Here is a 21,155-nt window from a genome sequence, read left to right as displayed (position 1 = left end):
TTGCTCGTTTTCCATAACAACAGATCACTAAATGCTATACCACGTACAAGAACTTTATGGGTAACGGGATGGTGAACCACCCGCCACCCAATGAGTTCCAACTAACACATTCCAATCGATTTGGCAACCCTTACTTGCATATTCCTGAAAATTCTTGGAAAAAGTTCGCCTTTTTGCCAACCCAGACCCTGAGTTCTCCGGATCGGTACATACGGTGGTGTGACTGACGGTGCGCCTCCTACTCGATTGAAGAGCGCAGTCGGTTTTCGATCATGTGAATATCTATCGTTAAATTTCGAGGTTCCCAACCAAATAGAGGTAAGGTTTTTTATTTTAAAAAAAAGAGAAGGCTTTCTAAATTTGATTTAGAAAGCCTTTAAGCCAAGGGAGTGAGTTTTGCTAAAGATTAAGAGCGGGAAAGAGGGACAAAAGATACGATCATTGCTTTGGATTTTACATCGGCTGCGAGAATCAGTTTGGATAGCTGTCTGCGAAGTCCTTCTTTATTGTTTGTTTTGCCCATTTGGACGACAAAGTATCCGTTTTTATAAATAATAAAAGGATTTGAGGAAAGTTTTCCTTTGTTATCGCTTATCAGTTTGGAAAGGAAGGATTCAGCCGAATCTCTGGTTCCGAACGCACCCAGTTGCACAGTATAAAGTTTTCCTTGAGGAGAGGCGAATTCGGTTCTTTTGGAAACTTTCTTAGCTTTTTCCGAAATCCCTTTTTCTTTTTTGGAAAGAGAAGGGCGGTGTGGTGCTTGGTTTTTCAATAGGATTTCGTTTTTCTTGGTTTCTTGCTTTGATACACGGGAAGATTTTGTCAGATCCACAACTTGGGCTTTTCTTTCGTCTTCCTCGTCTTTGGCGGTAGAAGATTCCGCATAATAAGGATTTGTTGTATTTCCCACATCAGCCATAGGGACTTCCAGATTACCGCTGTTTGTTGCAATTTCTTTGGTCTTTGAACCTTTCAATGCCAACTCTTGTGTGCTGGGCGCAGGAATGGATTCTTCCGTTTGTAATCCTTCGGGGGTTTTTGATTCCGTATTTTCGGAAACGATGGTTTTAGGCTGCAGGTTTTGGGAAGGAGCGCTTTCCAATCTCCCTTTTCCGACGGAAACGCCTAAAAAGAAGAAAGAAAAAAATAAGGCAAATAGGAATAGGGATAAGACGCCTATCCTTTGTTTGTCTAGGTTGATTACATAAAAAACTCGCTCTTTCATCTCATATCCTTGGCCGTGTTTCGAATCGTTTCATACACGGACTTTACTTTTTTTTTTAGCTCTTCTATAGAATTATCGTTCGGAATCACAAAATCGGAGAGTGCCTTTTTTTTCTCCAAATCCATCTGCGCGAGGTTTCTTTTTTCAAAATCCTCTCTGGTCATTCCGCCTCTTTCCTTGACTCTTTCCCACGCAGCATCCGGAGACACTGTTACACATAGTTTTCCGTCGCAAAGGGTATGTGCGTCCGTTTCGAAAAGAAGGGGAACTTCCCAGGCGATGATGTTCCCCGGAAGGATCTTTTTCAGTTGAAGTCGGAATTCTTTTCTGACTAGAGGGTGAATTAGCGAGTTCATCGCTTGTAATTTTTCAGGCTCTGAAAATGCAATGTCTGCAATTTTGGATTTAATGGGAGCGCCGCTGGAATCGAAGATTGATTCCCCGAAGATTTGTACCAGTTCTTTTTTGATAGGAGTATTCGGATCTGTGAATTGTTTTGCGATTTCATCGGAACTGATTCGAACTGCTCCCAATTCGGAAAACAGCTTGGATACGGTGGATTTTCCCGAACCAATGGATCCGGTAATTCCCAACAAATAGCTTCTGCCTTCTGTTTTGCTCACGGGTTTATATCATTTTTTGGGAAGGAAAGTACAAGTCTTTTTTTCTATAAAATGAAAAATTTTATAATTTTGCTAATGGAAATGGGAGATTTGTACGAAAACTGAAACTTTCTAGTCTTTGCGGTGGGATCTTCGAAGTAGAATAATCATGTTTTGTGAATATATATTAGGAAATTGTAAATTACTAAAGTGTCTAAAGCTTCATACTTTCCCATCCTTTGAAACTGGTGAGGGCTTTTTGTTTTTCTTCTTGAGCCGGCAAGGACAGAAGTTTTTCTTTATCGATTTCTCAGCTTGCAAATTTTGCGATGTCTATAATGTATTTTCCCTTTCTGTAGGAAAATTGCAAGTTTCTCAAATCCTCTAAATTCGAATTTGATCCAGTTGTAGCTCCGATGTTTTGCCGGAGAGTATTTTTACTGAAAGATCTTTTTTGGGTGAAAAACTTTTAGTAAAGAGGTTTTCCTTCGAACACGACTGAATTGTAAATCGTATCGTCTTTGATTTTTAAAAGACAATCATCATAATTTCGGTTCAAAAACCAAAAGTATTCTTTATAATTGAAAAGCTCCGGAAGTCGAATCCGAATCATCTCAAATTAGTTTTCTTTTATCCAATCCATCCAAAGTTTTGCGGTTTCTTCCGGCTGTTCGATCATAGGAGCATGTCCTACATCGGGAAGGATCAAAATCCTTTTTTTTGATTTTAATTTTTTTTCCAAAACAATTGTACAACTATGATGGATGATGTTGTCTTCCTTTCCCCAGATAACAAAAGTAGGTGGTTTGATTTTGGAAATAAGCGGCTCCAAAACATAGCCTTCCTTTCTGATTTGTTGAAGGATTTGTTCATTCCAATTTCGGTTGGAGACCGCTCTTTCTACGAAATAGGATTTTAATGTTCCGGGCAAATAAGGAGGTTTTACAAAACTAAATGCTACTAATCTGTCAAAATCTTCCACTGAATTGATCAGAAGAGGATTTGGTTTTCCCGAAATTACCATTTTCATCACTTCACTCGGTTCCGGACTTTTGATTCCTGCATTGTCAAGCAATGTCAATGTGAGGATTTCTTCTGGGTACTTCACAGTATAAACTCCTGCAATGGCTCCACCCATTGAGTTGCCAATGATGTGATATTTTTTCAATCCTAACGACTTTGCAAATTCATGGAGTCTTCCTGTTTGTTCTTCGATCGAATAAGAAAGTCCTTCGATTCTGCTGTTTTCTCCGAAGCCAGGTAGGTCGGGAGAAATGATTCTGTATTTGTCCGGAATGTATCTGGCAAATCTGGTCCAATGGTCTTTATCTCCACCAAATCCATGTATGGCGATAAGGACTTGGTCTGAATTTTTGTCACCGGCTTCGGAATACTTCCATTTGAATTCTCCTATAGTGATTTCTTTTATGGAAAGACCTGATCTGGATCTTTCCCACATAAGGCCGGTTTTGTGAACGAGAGAGGCGCAATCGGCAAGAAAAAATAAAAAAAAGTAATAGAAACCGATCCGAAATATTCGGAATCCCGAACGATTTACTATAAAAATTGAAAGGATCGTTGACATTAGCGACCTCCTTAGTATTTTGGTCGTAGCCAAGGCCCTGTAGCTCAGTCGGTAGAGCAGAGGACTGAAAATCCTCGTGTCGGCAGTTCGATTCTGTCCGGGGCCAAGGTCACTTCTTTCTATCCCTTTTTTCTTTCTTCACCCATCGACCAAAGACCAAGGAATTCATTTTCCTCAACTTTTTTGCAAAGCTCCGGTTTGTATAATTTTTTCACCGGCGGTTTCGGATAAATATGGATCTCGTCATTGTCCGGAATAAAGGTTAACATCCGTAATATGATATCTTCGCCTTCGATTTCGTACATAGTATAGGACATTCCCTTACTCGGGATGATTTGAGAGGTTTCTAGATATTTCAACCATCACTCCTTGTTCGCTTTTCGTTGCATAACTTTCTTTCATTAAATTTTATCTTATGCAGAGTGTCTCCTATACTTCTATGATTTCTGCGGAGGGAGCGTTTTTTTTAACGGATTCAATACCGTTTTCACAAGCTTGTTTGGAAGAATAACCTTCTCCGGTTGCGATGACTTCTCCGTTGCCGGCTTTCAATCTAAATCTGTACTCTCCGGTCTTGTCTTTGTAAATTTCAAATTTTGCTGACATCTTTTACCTCTTTAGTTTCACATACTCTCGGTCAGTTGAAAACACGAGTCAATAAAAAACTTGGAAAACCTTTTTGTCGATTGTCAGTGTCTTATATCTTTTGATCTAATTCTTTTTTCTCATGGAAATTTTTCCCAGATCTTCCAAAGCACGTTCCACTTCTTTTCGCCATACCAAGGCTAGATTCAGTCGAAAAAAAATCTTCCATTGGTCCGAGACTCCGAACAAAATTCCCGGAGCAAAAATAATTCCTTTCTTTTGTGTTTCGATTAATAGTTTTTGAGTGTCCGACTTCGCTTTTCCCCAAAGAACGAATCCTCCTTCCGGATTATCTATCTCCAAACTACCGTTACTTGCTTCCTGTAGGATTTTTTTCCAAATTTGGAAATTGGATGCAAACGTTTTTCGTAGTGAATTCAAATGTCTGTCGTAGGAATGTTTTTTCAAATACTCGAACACAGCAATTTGGGTTGGCAAATTATGTGAAATCTTAAAGGCCCTTGCAATCTTCGATACCGTTTTTAGAGAATTCCTGGAGCCGATCCATCCGATTCTGATTCCAGGTGCTATCGTTTTGGAAAAGGAACTGCATAAAAAGGCAGGAGGACCGGCTTTGGAAAAACTCATATAAGATATGAGTGGCCTTGGTCTCGTTTTTCCCCAATACAAATCTCCGTACATATCGTCCTCAATCAATGCTATCTTTTCCGATTGAAGTATATTTGCTAACTCTTGTTTTGTGTTATCACTCAGCAATACTCCGTTCGGATTATTGAAGTTGGCTGTGATTATGATCGCTTTGGGTCTGTATCTGGTACAGAGCCGTTTGGTTTCCGAAATATCGAGTCCTACTTCCTTCCGGTAGGGAATTTCAATCAGTTTTAATTTCAATGTTTCTACGATTTGAAAGATTCCCACATAGGTTGGTGAAGGCAGAAGAATGGTATCTCCCGGATTTGTACAAGATTGTAAGGAAATGGAAAGACTTTCTGTGCATCCGTTGGTAATCAGAATGTTTTCCATGGAAAGTTGAAATCCGTTACGGCCGGACATTCTCGCGATTTTTTCACGCAATGCCGCAAAACCTTCCAAGTCTCCGTACTTATGCATATCCTTGTAAAGAAGTGCCGTTTTGAAACCACCGATCAATTGAGACAAAGGTAGGAATTTATCTTCCGGGATGGCAGCACCAAAGGGAAGTAATTTGGGGTTCATTACGTCCCGCATAATCATCTGAATGCGGTCATCTGCGGAAACGGTTTCGAAAATCCTGTTTTGAAGTCCGGATATTTTTTCTTCGATGTTCCTTCTGACAAAATAACCTGACTGTGGTTTGGCTTCGATAAGACCTTCCTCTTCGAGAATGCGATACGCTTCTCTCGCTGTTGTCAGACTGCAATCCTTCAAATCCTGGATTTCACGAAGCGAAGGTATCCTTTCCGATTCTTTGTAAAGTCCCGATTGGATGTCGTTTTTTAAAGATTTTGCAAGATTTTCGTATTTTGTCATAGTATAACTGTATATGAATAGATTTGATAAACTGTATATTTACAAATGGATCAATTCAATTTAAATTTATCAGTATGAAAAAGAATTTAAAAATATATCAACTGGATGCGTTTGCGGATCGGATATTCTCCGGAAATCCTGCGGCAGTGATTCCCTTGGAAGAGTGGCTGCCTGTTTCCTTGATGCAGTCCATTGCTTTGGAAAATCAGCTATCGGAAACAGTATACTTTGTAAAGGAAGGAGAAGGATATCGGATTCGATGGTTTACTCCTCTGACAGAGGTAGATCTTTGCGGTCATGCAACTCTTGCAGCCGCATTCGTTCTGTTTGATATCTTGAACTATGAGAAAGAATTCGTATCCTTTGAATCGAATTCGGGGAATTTGAAAGTTTTTAATAATAACAAACAGTTGTTACTTGATTTTCCGGTATATGGTTTAAAGGAAAATTCGCCAGAAAACGAAGACAGATGGAAATTTTTATTTGGAAATGTTCCCACCGCTTACCTGAACTCGGAAGATCATATTTTGGTTTTTTCTTCCGAGGAAGAAGTTTTAAATCTCAAACCCGATTTTGAAGCACTGAAAAAGGAAACAGGAGGAAGAGGTTGGATTGTCACCTCTCTTAGTTCTTCGAAAGATTATGATTATGTTTATCGCTTCTTCGGCCCGGCACTAGGAATCAATGAAGATCCGGCTACCGGTTCCGCACAATGCGCACTAACACCGTTTTGGTCCGATCGTTTGGGAAAATCAAAATTGAAATCAAAACAATTATCCAGTAGAAAAGGATATTTCACAACGGAGCTGAAAGATAACAGAGTTCTTATCGGAGGCAAAGTAGTTTTATACATGAAAGGAGAGCTGGAAGTTCAAATATAGGTTTACTATTTTGACTGAACCGATTTTATTTTCAATGAGGTTTGTTATTTGAAAACCATTGATTTCTATTTTGATTTCGGAAGTACCTATTCTTTTCTTTCTGTCATGAGGATTTCCGATTTGGCAAAGCAGTATGATAGGCAAGTGGTTTATCGGCCTATCTTACTCGGACCCATTTTCAAAAGCCTCGGATGGGAAACATCTCCTTTTAATATGTATCCTATTAAAGGAAGATATATGTGGAGGGATTTGGAAAGAAGAGCTGAAAAATGGAAGATCAAATTCCGAAAGCCCGATATTTTCCCGGCAAACGGGCTTCAGGCGGCAAGGGTTGCCGTGGCCAATGCAAAAGAATCCTGGTGTGTTCGGTTTATCCAAGAAGTTTTCCGTGCCAATTTCGAATTGAATTTGGATATTTCCAAAGAGGAAGTTTTGATTTCGATCTTGAGACAAGTTCAAAATTCGGATCCTAGATCGATTTTGCAATCGTCCGTCGAGCCATCTAACAAGGATAAGCTAAGACAGGAAACCGAATTGGCACAAAAAAGAGGAATCTTCGGTGCTCCCAGTTTTTTTATCCAAGAGGAAATGTTTTGGGGAGATGACAGATTGGAAGATGCTTTTGAATGGGGGACAGGGAAAAACTAGGTATTTAACTAAGAGCATGTGCAAGAAAAAAACTTGTTCTAGGAGCTTGTATCCGAAGCATATCCTCATGATTCGTTATCTCATCGTTCCCATCTTATTTTTAGTTTTCAACTGTGCTATCAGCGAAAAAGCAACCAGGTTCAACGGAATGCCTACCAGTGAAGCAAAACCCGACCATTATTTAAAAACAACTTCCTTCGGATTGAATCTGTTGATTTTCATTCCTGTCAGAAGAAATGCTGAATTTCCCGAAAGTTTAGAAGCGTTTTCCGAGTTTGTGAAAAAGAACAAAGGAAACAAATTTCGATTGATCCAAAAGGAAACCACAAAGTGGGCTTTTATTTTCCCTCCGATTTCATTTCTCTTTACTCCCGTAGTAACAGAGTTAGTTGGTGAAGTTTACGACTGATCAGACCCAGTCGATCACAAGCAAGGTTTGATCGTCTTCCTGATTTACCTTTCCTTGGAATGTGAACAGATTGATTACCATATCGGCGATCAATCTGTCTCCGGGTTTTTCTTTCAGATCCTTTAACACTTGTAAGATTCTTTCCTGGCCGAATTCTTCGCGCCTGCTGTTCTTTTGTTCCAAAATACCGTCTGTAAATAAAAAGAATCTGTCACCCGGCCCGAACTTGGCAGTATCCTGGGTATACTCTTGTTCTTTTCTAAGTCCTATTATGTTTCCCGTCCTAGGGAGAAATTTCACTCCCTCGGCGCCCATCAGAATCTGATCGGGATGTCCTGCGGAAGTATAATAGATTTTATTTTCTTTCGTATCTATGTCCAAAAGAAAACAGGAAAAAACGATTTTAAGTCCTGCAAATTTGTTTTGGATTTTTTGATTCAGATGATTCATCAGATCATCCGTTTTTGTGATAAAACGTTTGATGGATTCATACTCCGACTTGATTGCCATGGTATAAAGTGCCGCTTGGATTCCGTGTCCTGTGGCATCCGCAAGAAAGAAACGAACGGTGCCTTCGTTCAATTCGAAGATATCGTAAAAATCTCCTCCCACTTCTTCCTGGGGTTCGAAATACAAATGAAATTTGATATGAGGAATGGACAGCTCTTGGGTCGGTAAAATCTTTTGTTGGATTTTTTTCGCCAAAAGCAGATCTTTCTTTAGTCTTTGTAAGGTGGAGTTCAGGCGAAATGTACGATCTTCCACGATCAGCTCCAGGTTTTCCGTCATTGCCACAAGAGAATCATTGGATATTGTCAAACTCTCCGCCAATTCTTCCGCACGCGTGAATGCACTGGCAATCCTACTGGAAAGAATCAACGATTGGAAAAAGATAAAACTCAAAAGACCGTAGGGGGTGAGTCCCATGCCTCTGTCATTCATACTATGACGGACAATGTCGACTGCGACGGAAGAGGCAAAGGCAAGAAGTCCCGCTAAAAATAATTTTGAATTGGGTCGTCGGTTTGCAATGGCGATCGCGTTCACCCGAATCACATAGGCGATCGTAATGAAAGATACGAATTGAAATCCATAGAGAAGGATTGTAAATAAGGAAATCGGAAGAAGCAGAGTCAACCCGAATACGAAAGAAACGGAAAGTATCAGCTTGACGAATTTACGATTTGCATCTAACGGAAACAGATGGTAGATAAAAAGTAAAAATACCGGAACGGCAAAATAATAGGAAGCAAATTCGATTCGAAATACCGTGGGCCAATGCATTTCTGGAAAAAGTTCCAAAACATAACGGTTTCCCGTAAAAGCGGTCCTTATCCCTAAAAAGAAACAAAACAATGCAAAATAGAAAATGGATTTTTCCTTTCTTCTGTAAAAATAAAGACCCCAATGATACAAACCTATAATCAGCAATGCTCCCAGAAGAAATAACTCTCTTGCGATTGTTACCATTCTTTCCCGATCTAATGCGTATTTGTTGCCGATGCTAGGTGTCGCCCAGAATCCCCCGAAATTGTTTTCGTAATTGGCGACATGAAATACGATTTCGACTCTTTCCGAGTCAGGGATCAAGGTATAATATTTCGATTTGATCATAGGAGTGTCGTCAAACTGATTGATTCCCGGCTTTCCCTGTCCGCCAAGTAACACCCCATTGGCGAACATTCTATAGGATGATGCCACATCCGGGATAAATACCCTTAGCTCCTGACCGATCGTGTCTTTATTTAATAGAATGGTTCCGCGTAGTGTAGCGTGTCCCGAGCGGGGCAATTTTTTCCCTTCTATGGCAAACCCCTGCCAGGAATCGGGGATATTCAAATATCCGGTTAGTTTTTTTTCTCCGTGAAAAGGCGGGTAGTGAAACTCTCCATAATAGAATTCCCAATCTCCTTTGATATCGACGACGGATTCTTCATTAAATGTAAAAGTCCGAAGGTCAAGCAGTCCTTCTTTAAAAACTAAATTATCTTCCGGTATGATAAAAATTCCATCACATCCTACCAAAGCGAACAGACTGAACGCGATAACAAAGATTAAAGATTGAATTTGTCTAACCATATTCGGACGTAGGAATTCATTTGTAGCAAAACGAACTAATTTCGTCCAGAATATCCTATCACATCCATAAATGCCGAGACGGAAAAAACCGCTTTTCCCGGACCGGGTTCCCCGTAACCCGGAGGTGTGGGCAAATTGTATTTTTCGAAGGTTTCTTTCCAAGCTCTGAGCAGTTCGCAGAAATAAACAAGAGGAGGGCCTGCCTGTTGCCCCAAGGTGGTATAAGGTTCCGGGCACCATGCCGTAAAACGAGGCACAATGCCTTTATTCATAAAAAAATCTAATCCTTGTTTTGTGGAATCGATCGCTTCTTTTACCGTTTTGAATCCCCAAGGTTCGGAAAGTTCCACTCCGCCTACGAAATTGGGAATTACCTTGTCCGGGCCGAAGACTTCTGCGGAATCCACGACTCTGCGAATCCATGTATCCCAACCGATCCAGCTTGCTTTGCCGGGACAAATTTTTTCAAACAACTGTTTGTCCCAAACTTCGTAATTGGGATGATAGATTTCAATGCCTGCGTCTTTGAATTTCCTGCAGTCTTCTTTTTCAAAAGCTTGGGCTACCAGTTTACCCATCCAACGTTTGGGAAAAGCTTTTTCGATTGCTTCGGGGTATTGCAGGTAAAAATCCACTTCATTCTTTTTCTTAAGAGAAGTAAGAACCGATCCCCCCGTGATAGTGTAAACTTTTGCCACCTGGTCTTCCTGATCCACCCAGGAAAGTACTTCCAAGATATCTTCCACGTCTTTTACTCCGGTATAAGGACGTCCCGCTCCTTTTTGCTGGCGGTAGTTGTGATTGATATCGCAATAAGCACATTCCTCGTCCTTTCCGAAGTATTGGCAGTTGCGGAACACTGTAAGATAAAGCAGATAACCCCATTCTATAACGGGCGCTATTTCCCCGGGGAATTTTCCATTCTTTGTTTTGTGTTTGTACCAACTGGGGATAGGAGGGTATTCCGCCTGGCCGATGGAAATATCACCTAAGAAGAGAGTAGGAATTCCTTCTACGGATTTCATTTTATAAGGAGAGTGGGGGTTGTTTCTAGTGGAGATCACCGTTTTGAGTAGGTCGAAATACCCGCCCTGGATTTTAATTTCCTCCGGGGCCTTTGTATCCGCGCCGTCTTTCAAGTCCGCCAAAGGTATATGATCAAATGAGAATATAAAATAGTCTTTGGATTTGTATTCGCCTATGACTTGAAAGGCTTCCGGTAAAAAATGAATCCCCTGGCGTAGGATGTCTTGTTTGACGATGGCTTCCATCGGTAAGTCCTTGTAAGCTCTTTCCATTTCTTCCAAGAGAGCAATCGTAGAGGGGGGGCGTTTTTCGAGTGTGGCAACATCAACCATAATTTCTGTATCCTTTCCCGGGCGAATTAATACAAAGATTATTTTGCTGGGAAAATGATCCATTCAAAGGTAAATTTTTCAGTCTTATCCTTAGAAAATCGAAATTTGATTTGCCAAAGTGCAAATAAACATAGAATTTTGCCTGTTACTTGGAAATTTTTTTCCTAAATGCAAAAAAAAACCAAATCCGGAGAGAAAAAGATACCGGCCAGTTTGTTTTACTAAGTAGCAAAGTTGAATTTCACTAAGGGATAGGAAGACATGAAAGCATCGAAATTAGCCATTACCAGCGCTCTGATCGCAGTTCTTGGGCTTGCAGTTTGCAAGAAACCAGAGACTGACGTGAGCGAATCATCTAAGAAATCAAATGAACTTGCCGCAGTCGTGGTGTTCGCAGTTGGGGATTCTAAAATCCAACACGCTGACCAAACTGAGGAAAAAGCTCAATTGGGAACTTCTCTCAAAGCTGGCGACAATGTTGTCACAGGGGATAATGGAAAGGTGGACGTTCAGTTCCCTGATGGATCGAGCATTCGTATCTCTCCTAAATCCGTAATTGATTTCAGCAAACTTTCACAAAACAGTGCAGGAACTACAGACACTCAAATTTCTCTGGTATCCGGAAAAGTTTTCGCAAAAGTTAACAAAGCTAAGAAAGAAGACAACTTTACCGTTATTACACCGACTGCGATTGCGGGTGTTCGTGGAACATCATTCATCGTTGAGTCCGGCAACGGCAAACCTTCTCAAGTAAAAGTTGTGGATGGAGCTGTAGCATTCGCACCGAGAGTTCCTGCTCTTGAAAAACTTTCTGCAGAAGAGATCAATGGAAACGCTGACCTTAAAAAACTGCAAGAATCCATTGCAAACGTAGAAGTTGTACTTGAAAAGAACCAAGGATCTACTCTTTCCAAAAAATCAGAAGAATTGTCTAAGATCGAAAAAGTGGAATCACTTGATCTAAACAAAGCTTTGAAAACTGTTGAGAAAGAGAAACCGGTTGTTGCTTCTGCAAACCTAACTAAAAACGAAGAACAAGAAATCAAAACAATTGTTACTATCGATAAAGAAACTGCTGATCAAATCGTTAAGTTGAACGATAGCGCTCAAACTGACAAACTAGATGAGATCAAAAAACAAGAAAACGACAAACAAAGACAAGCACTTGAAAACGAAGTAGCTAAGAAACAAGAAGCTGAGAAGAAAAAATTCGAGCAAACTCTTGCTTCAGAGCCAAAAGAATTCAAATCCAAAAAAGACATTGTTAACTACTACGAAAGAATCGAAAAGATCGTACTCGTGGATGGAAAAACTGTAATCGGAGCGATCATCAACCAAGAAAACGGTCAATTGATTGTTCATACAGAGAATGGAATCAAGAGAATTGACATGGACAATGTAGAAGAAGTAGTCTACGACCTCCAACAAAAATCTAAATTCTAATTCTTTTCCCCCTTACGTAGAAGAGAAGCCTGGGGTTTTCCCAGGCTTTTTTTATGCCCGGATCATTTCATCAATCAATCTACAATCAGTTCAAAATTTGTTTAACGGGCTTGGAATTCATTCCAAAGAATTCGGATGGTATTGATCAGAGGGGTAGCTTCGATCACAAGTAGGTTGGATTTGTATTTGAGAAGTAGAGTACTTTTACCGAACCGATCCGTTTCTCCCCATTCCACTTCCATATCGGGTATCTTTTGCATCCCGGAAAGAATGATCTGTTTCACTTCAAAGTCGGATAGTTTGTCTTGGATTTTGCTCAGGTCGTACAACGTGGATAGAAAAAATGTTTTTGCTATTTCCTCCTGCCATTCTGCCAAACCTTGCCCTTGATTCATATACCCCAAGTTTCGGCCAGGTTTTGGATTTCCTTAAATTAGGTTCCGAGTTAGATATCTAACCGACCATCTCCGAGACTGATGCAAATTCATCCGCATGGTAGGAAGAACGTACCAAGGGACTGGAAGCTACTGTTTTGAACCCAAGCTTATAGGCAAAGGATTTCCAGAAAGCAAATACATCCGGTTGAACGTATTCCTGGACAGGGAAATGGGTAGGACTTGGTTGTAAATACTGTCCTATGGTGAGCATTCTTACACCGTTTGCATACAGATCTTCCAGGCAGGATTCCACGTTTTCCTTGGTTTCTCCCAGACCCAAAATGAGTCCGCTTTTGGTAAGAAATCCGTGTTCGGATATATCTTTTAGAACTTCCAGAGAACGAAGGTAGTTTTTCTGAGGAGCGATTTTTGAAAATAGCTCTTTTACCGTTTCAATATTGTGGTTGATGATATTCGGTTTTGCAGAGTAGAGAATGTCCAAAGATTCTCTTTTGGCTTTAAAATCGGGAATCAATACTTCTATGGAACAATTTGGTCTATGGCTTTTGATTTCCCGGATGGTTCGGGCAAAGTGTTCAGATCCACCGTCTTTCAAATCATCCCGATTCACGGCTGTCAGTACCACATGATTCAATTCCAATTCGGCAACCGACTCTGCCACCCGGATCGGTTCTTCCGAGTCCAAAGGCATTGGTTTTCCAAAAGCAACATCGCAGTATTGACAGCGTCTGGTACAGATATCGCCGGAAAGCATATAGGTAGCAGTTTTGCGGCTCCAACAATGGTTAAGATTGGGACAGGAAGCGGACTCACAGACTGTATTTAGTTTTTTGGAAGATACCTCTCCGCGCACCTTGGAAACAGGGTCATCCTCGGTAGGGAATGAAATTTTCACCTTCATCCATTCCGGGTGGACCGGAATCGGATTCAATTCTTTGGTCCGGGGCTTTTTTTTAAGCGGGTTCATCTCTCGATTAGACTTTTTCTGTGGGACATGCGTTTGTAAAATGGAAAAAGATGAGAATCAATCAATTTCTAGCTCGTTCCGGTGTAGGCGCAAGGCGCAAAGTAGAAGAAATCGTTTTGGCGGGACGAGTCAAAGTGAATGGGAAAACACTTACCGATCTCTCCTACCGGGTGGATTTGGAGAAAGACCAGGTTTTGGTGGATGGAAAGACGGTTTGCATCGACGAAGAAGACGGCTTGCCGAAGATCATCGCATTCAACAAACCTGTGGGTTTTCTGTCCTCCCATGAAGACAAGTTTCATGAGAAAACAATCTTTGATTTATTGCCGAAAGAATTTCATAAATACAATTATGCGGGACGTTTGGACTTGGATTCCAGAGGACTTTTGATTTTATCTTCCGACGGAGATTTTATCCAAAGAGTCACTCATCCGAGCAATAAGATTGAGAAGGAATATATAGTAACACTTCAAAAAAAAGTGGATTGGAAGCGTATTGCCGAAGAACTAAGGTTAGGCGTTCGTGAAGGCGGTGAGACATTACGTGCATTTCAGGTAACTGCCGCAGGTCTTGATATGGACAAAGACCCGGACAATACGAATCATCTGCGTGTGATTCTGAAAGAAGGAAAAAAAAGACAAATCCGTCGTATGTTTCATGCCAAAGATTTGAGTGTCATTGATTTATTCAGGGTGAGAGTGGGCGGACTTTCTTTGGAAAAAAAGAAACTAGAAGAGGGAAAGTATATTTCCGTCACGGAGAAGGAGATTTTAGGAAAGTAAAATCCTTGAATCTGTGGATTGAAAATTAAAATTTAATAGTTAGGGAGATTTTTTTGTTATCACGTCCTTTTTTAATTTATCCGGTTGCTCTGTTTTTTGTCGTACTAGTCATTGATAAAATTTTTCTCCTACCGGTTTTCCATGGGGAGTTTTTACAAGCCGGGAATTCCGTATTTTACCACCAAAGACGTGTTTTGGCAGAGAGACTAGTCCAAGACCCTAAAATCAAAGAAACCAAACTCGCTGTTGTGTTCGGAGATTCCCGTTCTTATCCTTATTCGGAAATGGGCATCCCCAAAGAAAAACAAAAAGAATGGTCATTGTATAATTTCAGCGGACCGCAAGCAATCCCTATGTATTCCTATTTTTGGTTGGACGATCTTTTGAAAAAAGCTGTGAAGCCGGATTTTGTCATTCTGTCTTTGAGTCCGGAAGCATTTGACGATTCCAAGGGTCTTGTCAATTCTCCCTTTCTCCGCCTAGCATGCGATAAAGAATGTAGAGACTTTGTATGGAAAGATGTTCCCTGGAAAGACAGATACGAACATTGGTTGGATCAGGTATTTTCCATTCGTGCAATCGAGCTGAATATGGGGCTTTTTATCTCCCGGCTCAAGTCCGGCCGACTGAAAGAATACAAGGCATTTTATAACAAGGAATACCAACTGATCAACTATACCAAAGGCGATTATCTGATGTATGCCACGACAGCCAACCCTACGGAAAAGTTGGAAAAGGACGCGGTTCGGATCAGCGCTATTTATATGAGATCCTTTCAAATGGGCAAGTCTCAGCTTCCCTATGTGAAAGCCTTTTTGGAGCTAACTCAAGGAAAAGGTATCAAAACGCTTGTGGTTTGGCCGAAAGTATACGGAAAATACTTCAAAGAATACGAAAAATATAATATAAAGAATGTTTGGTGGTCACAAGTTTCGGATCTTTCCAAGTCTTACGGAGCCATCCCTTATGATATGAATGAGGAAAGCAAATGTGATCTATTCAACGATGCTTCCCACCAATCGGTATTTTGTTTTGTAGACCAGATGAAAGATATTTGGGAAAGATATGCAGATCCCTCTGGTCGGTAACTGACTAGGGACGTTACTTTAGAGCTACTTCTTTGTTTAATTTTTCCCTGTATTCCATAGGAGTGAATCCTGTTGCTTTTCGGAATATGGAGTTAAAGGATGATTTTGAGTTGAAACCGGAATCAAGAGCAATTCGTAAAATATTGTAATCGTTAAAGTTCGGATCTTGGAATCTCGCGATCACTTCATCCACCCGATAGTCATTGATAAACATAAAAAAATTCTTGGAAAGTCCTACGTTCAAACATTGACTTAAGTGGTTTACGCTGATGTTCATCGCTTTTGCGATTCTTTCCACATCCAATTCGTTTTGCAAAAACGGTTTTTCTTTTTTCATATATTCCAAAAGGGAAGAGATGATCTCCTCTCTTTTCTCTATGGAAAGTCCCGATTTTGCATATTTTTCCTTTTTTTCCGTCGGGGGAGGAGAGGTTTCTTGCGATGGAAAACTTGTATTTTGTCTTAATAGAAAATAGCTCAATAGATAAAGGTATCCTGCAATGATGGAACCATTGATCTTATATGAGATAAATTTCGGAGGAAAGATACTGGAATAAACTAGTAACCCTGACTGCAAGTTGAGGAAAACGAAAAACAGGATTGTTAGTTTCGTAAGCCAACTGACGGTAACTTCAATGGACTCGTAAGAATAATGATCGTATACTGTTTCCCTATGTTTTTTTAATAGTTTGAGTGCTAAGAAAGTATAGATGGAGAGAGAGGCAAGGGATGGGATTGCGAAATACAGAGCTAAAAATATTGTGTTTCCGTTGGTGAAAGAAAAGTCATCAATGCGGAAAGATTCGAAAGATAGATTCGGAATCGCAGAAGTGAAAATAACAATCAGTAAGGGAATAAAATGCAGTAAGTCCTTATATTTGAATTTGGATTCTCCTCTTACTAATATTCTGACATACAAATAAAGGCAAGGCCCGTAAGCCAGGGGGTAATGCAGGAATTTTAGAAAGAATATATCCGAATCCGGACCATAAGCGATATGAAGGCTTCGGCGAATACAGGCAAGACAGATAAATATAACCCAAACAGCTGCTATATAATCGTAAAGCTTCGGCTTTTTCTTAGTGAATAACATCACTAAGAAAAATAGAGTATGGAAAATGCTGATAGGAAGAAGAGGGGGAAACTGAGAAGGAATCATCATATTTTCCTCTACGTTCTTCCTGTTAAAACAGTCTGGTTCTAAAAACTACCAAGTTAGTTTTTTTGCATCTTCTACGAATTTAGCAAGACCACTGTCGGTTAACGGGTGTTTGAATAGCATCTCGAATACGTTGTATGGAAGGGTAACGCAGTCTGCTCCCCGCAAAGCTACTTCTTTGAAATGAATCGGATGTCTGACAGATGCCGCAAGTATTTGCGTGTCGATTCCGTAATTGTCGTAAATGTCTCTGATTTCTGTGATGAGTTCCAATCCGTCGTATCCTATATCATCCAATCTTCCAACGAAGGGAGAAATAAAAGTAGCGCCTGCTTTCGCAGCAAGAAGAGCCTGATTCGCAGTGAAACAAAGAGTTACGTTTGTTGCGATCCCTCTTTTTGTAAATTCCACGACTGCTTTGATTCCTTCCGGAATTAAAGGAACTTTTACCACGATGTTTTTTGCGATCGCCGCAAGTTCCAAACCTTCTTTGATCATAGTAGGGGCATCGGTAGCAAGAACTTCCGCACTCACTGGTCCTTCTACGATACTTGTGATCTCTTTGATAACTTCAGTGAATTTACGACCGGATTTTGCAATGATGGAGGGGTTGGTTGTGATTCCATCCAAAAGGCCCAGCTCGTGAACCTTTTTGATTTCGTCAATATTTGCTGTGTCTAAAAATAAATTCATATTGCCTCGGTGGAGATTTTGCTCTCACTAAGGCAAGCTACTTACGGGATTAAATCCCGCAAGGTTTTTGTTTCCTGTACACTAAAGAAATCTTTATAATCCTTCGCTATGATGTCACGGATATTTGCCGAGAAATAATCAATGCGCCTGGTATATGGGTTCTTTTTATAGCCTTCCCGCCACTGAACCGCAAAACCACCGATTGGTGGACTAGACCTGCGGTCTACTAACTCCCAAATCGCCGCGCCGGAAACTTTATCATCTCCTAAGCTTTCCTTTCTGGGTTTTCCATACTTGGTTTCCAATTTTGCTTTGATTTTTTCGGAAGGGACCAGGTTGAAAATTGCCCCTACGGAAAATAAGATTCCTGCTTCTCTGTATTCTGTTTGGCCGTCAATGCTTGGATCGGATTCCCTTCTGTTGTCTTTGGGACGGACTTCTCTGAGTAGTTCCGGGGTTTTGTAAAACCGGTAGAGATAAAAAATTCCATTTCTTTTGATCAGAAGTTTTTCATCTTTCTTTTCGTTTATGATTTCGATTTGTTCTTTGGATTCCGGGTTAGTCGCCATGGATAGAAATTTTTCCCGGATGGATTCGAATGTCATTCCCCAAGAGGCTTCTGCAAAACCGTCAATGCTCGCAACAGTTTGATCGGTACCTTGTGCCCATAACAAACCAGGAAGCAATACAATCAAAAAGAGAAAATTATGCGACTTCTTCATATCCAAATTATCGGCTAAAAAAATAAATTTAGAAAGCCCATTATTTCGGATCTTCAAAGTCGTCGAGGCTCGGGGCATCGTCTCCTAATCCTCCGTCGAAGTCGTCCCAGTCGGTATTTTGGTTTGTTTTCGGGGAGGATTTTGCAGGGGGGGACTCTTCCGTATCAGCGAAATCGTTCCCGTAGTCTTCAAATTCGTCATAATCGCTATTTCCCCAATCTTCCGTATGCCTTGGTTCAGGTCCTACGGAAATGGAAAAGAATTTGCGGTCGTTCCAGTAGGAAAGCAAGGGCCAGAGGATGAGAATCCCTGTGATCAGTACAAATAGAAAAAAGAATTCGTGGTAAAGTCCCCAAATGGAGAGGTTCGCAGCCAGAGTTCCTAGCCCGAGCCCTGAGAGCACGGGACGCCCATTGTCCGCGATGATTTTTCCGAATCCCACTTGCCCGAACCCTTCCTTGAAAAAAGGAAACCCGAACAAAAATCCAAAAAACAAAAGAGGTGCGTGGAAAAAATAATTTCCGAAGGAGCTCGTGTAATGCGGGGAACCAATGATTCCTCCGAGTAGGGACCAAAACCAGGCGAATAGGGAAAAAAATAAAAACAGGGAGGCTCCTATCGCCAGGTTTCCTCCCGATTCAAATAATGAAACCACTGATTGCAAAGCGGATTCCCATGGTTTTGTAATTTCATCTCTATGATAATTTTCCTTTGCACTAAAAAACAAAAGATCCGAGTAATAACTCAAAACACCTGTTAGTGCAATTGATATAGCCAGGAAAATGAAAAAGAGAAAAAATTCCATACTTAATGTCTGAAGTGCCTCATTCCGGTGAAGACCATGATCAGACCGTGTTCGTCTGCGGCCTGAATCACTTCTTCATCCTTGATGGAACCACCCGGTTGGATGATCGCTTTGGCACCGACTTTTGCGATGGCATCGATCCCGTCTCTGAATGGAAAAAACGCATCGCTTCCTACATAAGATCCGACTACTGACAATCCTACTTTCTGCGCTTTCACAGCACCTAACTCGACCGAATCGACTCTGGACATTTGTCCCGCACCTATCCCTAAAGTTGAATTTTGGTCGGTGTAAACGATCGCATTTGATTTGATGAATTTTACGCAGTTCCATGCAAACATCAATCCTTCCAAATCGTCGTCAGTAGGTTTCTTTTTTGAAACAACCTTTAACTTATCTTTGGTGATCAAATCGTAATCTCTGTTTTGTATGAGAAGTCCGTGGTGCAGGGAACGAAGGTCAAGTTCATCCAATGCGTCGTCGAATTTTGCAATCGGAATGAGACGGATGTTCGGTTTTTTACTGAAGATTTCCAATGCTTCCGGGGAAAACCCTTCTGCGATCACTCCTTCCACAAAGTTTTTGGTGATCTCTTCCGCAGCGTCCTTTTCCACTTTTCCATGGATGCCTATGATTCCGCCGAAGGCGGAAATAGGATCTGTTTTGCGGGCAAGTTCAAAGGATTCGAGAACAGTATCTCCGAAGGCAATTCCGCAAGGATTCAAATGTTTTACAATCGATACCGCATTTTTGGGAAGAAGTGATGCAACATGAAATGCCGCATCGAAATCCAACATATTATTGAAGGAAAGTTCCTTTCCCTGAAGAGCCTCAAACTGCGATTTGGTGAAAATCGGTTCGTAAAAGGCTGCGTCTTGGTGAGGATTTTCACCGTAACGTAACTTTTGTTTTTTGGTAAACGCAAAGGAAATTTTGTCAGGATATTTGATATCCAGTTTTTTGTTGAAGTAAGTGGAGATAGCGGTATCGTAACTAGCAGTTTCTGCAAAAACTTTGGCGGCATATTGAAATGCGGTTTCTTTTGAAATCTTGCCTTGATTCTTTTTCCATTCTTCCGTAAAAGGTTGGTAGTCATTGGGGTCGGTAAGTACCACGACGTTCTTGTGATTTTTTGCCGCAGAACGGAGCATAGATGGTCCACCTATGTCTATGTTTTCGATTGCATCTTCCAAGCTACAGTCCGGTTTTTGAACTGTCTTTACAAACGGATAGAGATTGACTATGACCAGTTCAATGGGGGAAATCCCGTTTTCCTTCATTTGTTTCACATGGTCGGGGTTGGTTGTATCACCCAATAATCCTCCGTGGATTTTCGGATGGAGGGTTTTCACACGCCCGTGAAGGATCTCGGGAAATCCAGTGAAGTCGTCTACCTTTCTGACAGGAATACCCGCTTTGGAGAGTGCATCGTATGTTCCGCCTGTGGAGAGAATTTCCACACCGTTCTCGCTTAAGAAGGAACAAATTTCCGTGATTCCCGATTTGTCGGACACAGAAACTAAAGCTCTTTTGATTTCGATCATTTTAGTATTTCTACCTTTCTTCCGTTGATTCTAAGTTTGTTTTCGCAAAATAACTGTATGGCGAGAGGGAGGATTTTGTGTTCCTCTTTCAATATAGCTAGGGAAAGTTCTTTTTCTCCCCAGGACGATCCTATCTCTACTGATCTTTGTAAAATGACGGGACCCGTGTCCACTCCTTCCTCTACAAAATGTACAGTGCAACCTGAAATTTTCGCTCCGTAATCGATTGCTTGTTTTTGGGAATCAAGTCCCGGAAAGGAAGGGAGTAGAGAAGGGTGAATATTGATGATTTTTCCCGAGAAGGAATTTACGAATTCCGGCTTTAAAATGCGCATATATCCGCAGGCGACGATTAGATCGGGAGCGAGATCCTGCGCTTTTTTGAGAAGATCTTTGTGGTAATCTTTTTTGTCTTTGTAATCGGCAAAGGGGAGTGTATAGGAAGGAATTTGAAAGCTCCGGGCAAGATCCAAGACCTTTGCTTGAGGATTGTCCGTAACGAGGCCCAGGATGGCAATGGGGGCCTTTTTTTTGCGAATGACTTTGACTGCGTTTTCAAAGTTGGAACCCCGGCCGGAAGCTAGAAACAAGACCTTTTTCTCTTTTTTCCTAAATCCGGTTGCCAGCAGTTTTATCATGAGATAATCTAAGA

General features: G+C 41.0%; 23 protein-coding genes and 1 tRNA gene. 7 read left to right on the top strand and 17 right to left on the bottom strand.

Annotation, left to right across the window (positions count from 1 at the left end; all coding sequences use genetic code 11):
- Positions 1-406: 406 nt before the first annotated feature.
- The 4 genes from EHS11_RS04180 to EHS11_RS04170 form a co-directional block, all read right to left on the bottom strand.
- Entirely contained in the window at positions 407-1,225 is an 819-nt protein-coding gene (locus EHS11_RS04180; protein ID WP_135763162.1) for an SPOR domain-containing protein, read from the bottom strand.
- A complete protein-coding gene (coaE, locus tag EHS11_RS04175) occupies positions 1,222-1,848 on the bottom strand; it encodes a dephospho-CoA kinase (protein WP_246047580.1) in 627 nt (208 codons plus the stop codon). Before coaE ends, EHS11_RS04180 begins: the two co-directional genes overlap by 4 nt.
- Positions 1,849-2,296: 448 nt before the next feature.
- Positions 2,297-2,440, bottom strand: coding sequence for a hypothetical protein (locus EHS11_RS19765; RefSeq protein WP_167884345.1), 144 nt, complete (start codon positions 2,438-2,440; stop codon positions 2,297-2,299).
- 6 nt (positions 2,441-2,446) lie between these two features.
- On the bottom strand, positions 2,447-3,412 hold the full coding sequence (locus tag EHS11_RS04170; protein ID WP_135763161.1) for an alpha/beta fold hydrolase: 966 nt from the start codon (positions 3,410-3,412) through the stop codon (positions 2,447-2,449).
- Positions 3,413-3,445: 33 nt separating this feature from the next.
- Here EHS11_RS04170 and EHS11_RS04165 point away from each other — a divergent pair.
- Positions 3,446-3,518, top strand: a tRNA-Phe gene (locus EHS11_RS04165).
- Positions 3,519-3,531: 13 nt separating this feature from the next.
- On the opposite strand, the gene EHS11_RS04160 is transcribed toward EHS11_RS04165, so the two are convergent.
- The 3 genes from EHS11_RS04160 to EHS11_RS04150 all read right to left on the bottom strand — a co-directional run bounded on the left by EHS11_RS04160 (position 3,532) and on the right by EHS11_RS04150 (position 5,527).
- The gene (locus EHS11_RS04160; protein ID WP_135763160.1) at positions 3,532-3,771 is read right to left on the bottom strand and encodes a hypothetical protein; all 240 of its coding nucleotides are present in this window, start codon (positions 3,769-3,771) and stop codon (positions 3,532-3,534) included.
- 70 nt (positions 3,772-3,841) lie between these two features.
- Entirely contained in the window at positions 3,842-4,018 is a 177-nt protein-coding gene (locus EHS11_RS04155) for a YegP family protein (RefSeq protein ID WP_135763159.1), read from the bottom strand.
- Positions 4,019-4,123: 105 nt separating this feature from the next.
- Entirely contained in the window at positions 4,124-5,527 is a 1,404-nt protein-coding gene (locus tag EHS11_RS04150) for an aminotransferase-like domain-containing protein (protein ID WP_135763158.1), read from the bottom strand.
- 74 nt (positions 5,528-5,601) lie between these two features.
- Here EHS11_RS04150 and EHS11_RS04145 point away from each other — a divergent pair, with 74 nt between their 5' ends.
- The 3 genes from EHS11_RS04145 (at position 5,602) to EHS11_RS04135 (ending at position 7,465) form a co-directional block, all read left to right on the top strand.
- Positions 5,602-6,408, top strand: a complete 807-nt coding sequence (locus tag EHS11_RS04145) for a PhzF family phenazine biosynthesis protein (RefSeq protein ID WP_135763157.1) — start codon at positions 5,602-5,604, stop codon at positions 6,406-6,408.
- Between the two features lie 48 nt (positions 6,409-6,456).
- Positions 6,457-7,056, top strand: a complete 600-nt coding sequence (locus EHS11_RS04140; RefSeq protein WP_135763156.1) for a 2-hydroxychromene-2-carboxylate isomerase — start codon at positions 6,457-6,459, stop codon at positions 7,054-7,056.
- Between the two features lie 67 nt (positions 7,057-7,123).
- Entirely contained in the window at positions 7,124-7,465 is a 342-nt protein-coding gene (locus tag EHS11_RS04135) for a hypothetical protein (RefSeq protein WP_135763155.1), read from the top strand.
- On the opposite strand, the gene EHS11_RS04130 is transcribed toward EHS11_RS04135, so the two are convergent.
- Entirely contained in the window at positions 7,466-9,544 is a 2,079-nt protein-coding gene (locus EHS11_RS04130; RefSeq protein WP_135763154.1) for a PP2C family protein-serine/threonine phosphatase, read from the bottom strand.
- Positions 9,545-9,579: 35 nt separating this feature from the next.
- Entirely contained in the window at positions 9,580-10,902 is a 1,323-nt protein-coding gene (locus EHS11_RS04125; protein ID WP_135763153.1) for a radical SAM protein, read from the bottom strand.
- Positions 10,903-11,163: 261 nt separating this feature from the next.
- Here EHS11_RS04125 and EHS11_RS04120 point away from each other — a divergent pair, with 261 nt between their 5' ends.
- Positions 11,164-12,345, top strand: coding sequence for a lipoprotein LipL45 (locus EHS11_RS04120; protein ID WP_135763152.1), 1,182 nt, complete (start codon positions 11,164-11,166; stop codon positions 12,343-12,345).
- A gap of 101 nt (positions 12,346-12,446) precedes the next feature.
- On the opposite strand, the gene EHS11_RS04115 is transcribed toward EHS11_RS04120, so the two are convergent.
- Positions 12,447-12,740 (bottom strand): hypothetical protein, encoded by a 294-nt coding sequence (locus EHS11_RS04115; RefSeq protein WP_135763151.1) that lies wholly within the window; start codon positions 12,738-12,740, stop codon positions 12,447-12,449.
- A 58-nt stretch (positions 12,741-12,798) separates the two neighbouring features.
- On the bottom strand, positions 12,799-13,710 hold the full coding sequence (gene lipA / locus EHS11_RS04110; RefSeq protein WP_135763150.1) for a lipoyl synthase: 912 nt from the start codon (positions 13,708-13,710) through the stop codon (positions 12,799-12,801).
- A gap of 50 nt (positions 13,711-13,760) precedes the next feature.
- Here lipA and EHS11_RS04105 point away from each other — a divergent pair, with 50 nt between their 5' ends.
- A complete protein-coding gene (locus EHS11_RS04105; RefSeq protein ID WP_135763149.1) occupies positions 13,761-14,492 on the top strand; it encodes a pseudouridine synthase in 732 nt (243 codons plus the stop codon).
- A gap of 53 nt (positions 14,493-14,545) precedes the next feature.
- Complete coding sequence (locus EHS11_RS04100; RefSeq protein ID WP_135763148.1) at positions 14,546-15,580, top strand: DUF1574 domain-containing protein; 1,035 nt, start codon at positions 14,546-14,548, stop codon at positions 15,578-15,580.
- 13 nt (positions 15,581-15,593) lie between these two features.
- Here the strand turns inward: EHS11_RS04100 and EHS11_RS04095 are convergent, their stop codons facing one another.
- The 6 genes from EHS11_RS04095 to purN are packed head-to-tail and all read right to left on the bottom strand — an operon-like array spanning position 15,594 to position 21,129.
- Positions 15,594-16,742, bottom strand: a complete 1,149-nt coding sequence (locus tag EHS11_RS04095) for a helix-turn-helix domain-containing protein (RefSeq protein ID WP_135763147.1) — start codon at positions 16,740-16,742, stop codon at positions 15,594-15,596.
- 45 nt (positions 16,743-16,787) lie between these two features.
- Positions 16,788-17,432 (bottom strand): fructose-6-phosphate aldolase, encoded by a 645-nt coding sequence (gene fsa, locus EHS11_RS04090; protein ID WP_135763146.1) that lies wholly within the window; start codon positions 17,430-17,432, stop codon positions 16,788-16,790.
- A gap of 41 nt (positions 17,433-17,473) precedes the next feature.
- Entirely contained in the window at positions 17,474-18,154 is a 681-nt protein-coding gene (locus tag EHS11_RS04085) for a hypothetical protein (protein ID WP_135763145.1), read from the bottom strand.
- A gap of 40 nt (positions 18,155-18,194) precedes the next feature.
- Positions 18,195-18,959, bottom strand: coding sequence for a hypothetical protein (locus EHS11_RS04080; protein ID WP_135763144.1), 765 nt, complete (start codon positions 18,957-18,959; stop codon positions 18,195-18,197).
- A gap of 2 nt (positions 18,960-18,961) precedes the next feature.
- Complete coding sequence (purH, locus tag EHS11_RS04075; RefSeq protein WP_135763143.1) at positions 18,962-20,503, bottom strand: bifunctional phosphoribosylaminoimidazolecarboxamide formyltransferase/IMP cyclohydrolase; 1,542 nt, start codon at positions 20,501-20,503, stop codon at positions 18,962-18,964.
- Positions 20,500-21,129, bottom strand: a complete 630-nt coding sequence (gene purN / locus EHS11_RS04070; RefSeq protein ID WP_210413624.1) for a phosphoribosylglycinamide formyltransferase — start codon at positions 21,127-21,129, stop codon at positions 20,500-20,502. The genes purH and purN overlap by 4 nt, the downstream gene beginning before the upstream one ends.
- Between the last annotated feature and the right edge of the window lie 26 nt (positions 21,130-21,155).

Source organism: Leptospira ilyithenensis (assembly GCF_004771005.1).
Classification (GTDB): domain Bacteria; phylum Spirochaetota; class Leptospiria; order Leptospirales; family Leptospiraceae; genus Leptospira_A; species Leptospira_A ilyithenensis.
The sequence above is the reverse complement of the archived record's forward strand: the minus strand, read 5'-3'. Positions and strand labels throughout refer to the sequence as shown.

Coding starts and splice junctions, on each gene's coding strand:
- EHS11_RS04180 (WP_135763162.1), bottom strand. CDS start 1,225: ATGAAAGAGCGAGTTTTTTATGTAATCAACCTAGACAAACAAAGGATA.
- EHS11_RS19765 (WP_167884345.1), bottom strand. CDS start 2,440: ATGATTCGGATTCGACTTCCGGAGCTTTTCAATTATAAAGAATACTTT.
- EHS11_RS04170 (WP_135763161.1), bottom strand. CDS start 3,412: ATGTCAACGATCCTTTCAATTTTTATAGTAAATCGTTCGGGATTCCGA.
- EHS11_RS04155 (WP_135763159.1), bottom strand. CDS start 4,018: ATGTCAGCAAAATTTGAAATTTACAAAGACAAGACCGGAGAGTACAGA.
- EHS11_RS04150 (WP_135763158.1), bottom strand. CDS start 5,527: ATGACAAAATACGAAAATCTTGCAAAATCTTTAAAAAACGACATCCAA.
- EHS11_RS04145 (WP_135763157.1), top strand. CDS start 5,602: ATGAAAAAGAATTTAAAAATATATCAACTGGATGCGTTTGCGGATCGG.
- EHS11_RS04135 (WP_135763155.1), top strand. CDS start 7,124: ATGATTCGTTATCTCATCGTTCCCATCTTATTTTTAGTTTTCAACTGT.
- EHS11_RS04130 (WP_135763154.1), bottom strand. CDS start 9,544: ATGGTTAGACAAATTCAATCTTTAATCTTTGTTATCGCGTTCAGTCTG.
- EHS11_RS04125 (WP_135763153.1), bottom strand. CDS start 10,902: ATGGTTGATGTTGCCACACTCGAAAAACGCCCCCCCTCTACGATTGCT.
- EHS11_RS04120 (WP_135763152.1), top strand. CDS start 11,164: ATGAAAGCATCGAAATTAGCCATTACCAGCGCTCTGATCGCAGTTCTT.
- EHS11_RS04115 (WP_135763151.1), bottom strand. CDS start 12,740: ATGAATCAAGGGCAAGGTTTGGCAGAATGGCAGGAGGAAATAGCAAAA.
- lipA (WP_135763150.1), bottom strand. CDS start 13,710: ATGAACCCGCTTAAAAAAAAGCCCCGGACCAAAGAATTGAATCCGATT.
- EHS11_RS04105 (WP_135763149.1), top strand. CDS start 13,761: ATGAGAATCAATCAATTTCTAGCTCGTTCCGGTGTAGGCGCAAGGCGC.
- EHS11_RS04095 (WP_135763147.1), bottom strand. CDS start 16,742: ATGATGATTCCTTCTCAGTTTCCCCCTCTTCTTCCTATCAGCATTTTC.
- fsa (WP_135763146.1), bottom strand. CDS start 17,432: ATGAATTTATTTTTAGACACAGCAAATATTGACGAAATCAAAAAGGTT.
- EHS11_RS04085 (WP_135763145.1), bottom strand. CDS start 18,154: ATGAAGAAGTCGCATAATTTTCTCTTTTTGATTGTATTGCTTCCTGGT.
- EHS11_RS04080 (WP_135763144.1), bottom strand. CDS start 18,959: ATGGAATTTTTTCTCTTTTTCATTTTCCTGGCTATATCAATTGCACTA.
- purH (WP_135763143.1), bottom strand. CDS start 20,503: ATGATCGAAATCAAAAGAGCTTTAGTTTCTGTGTCCGACAAATCGGGA.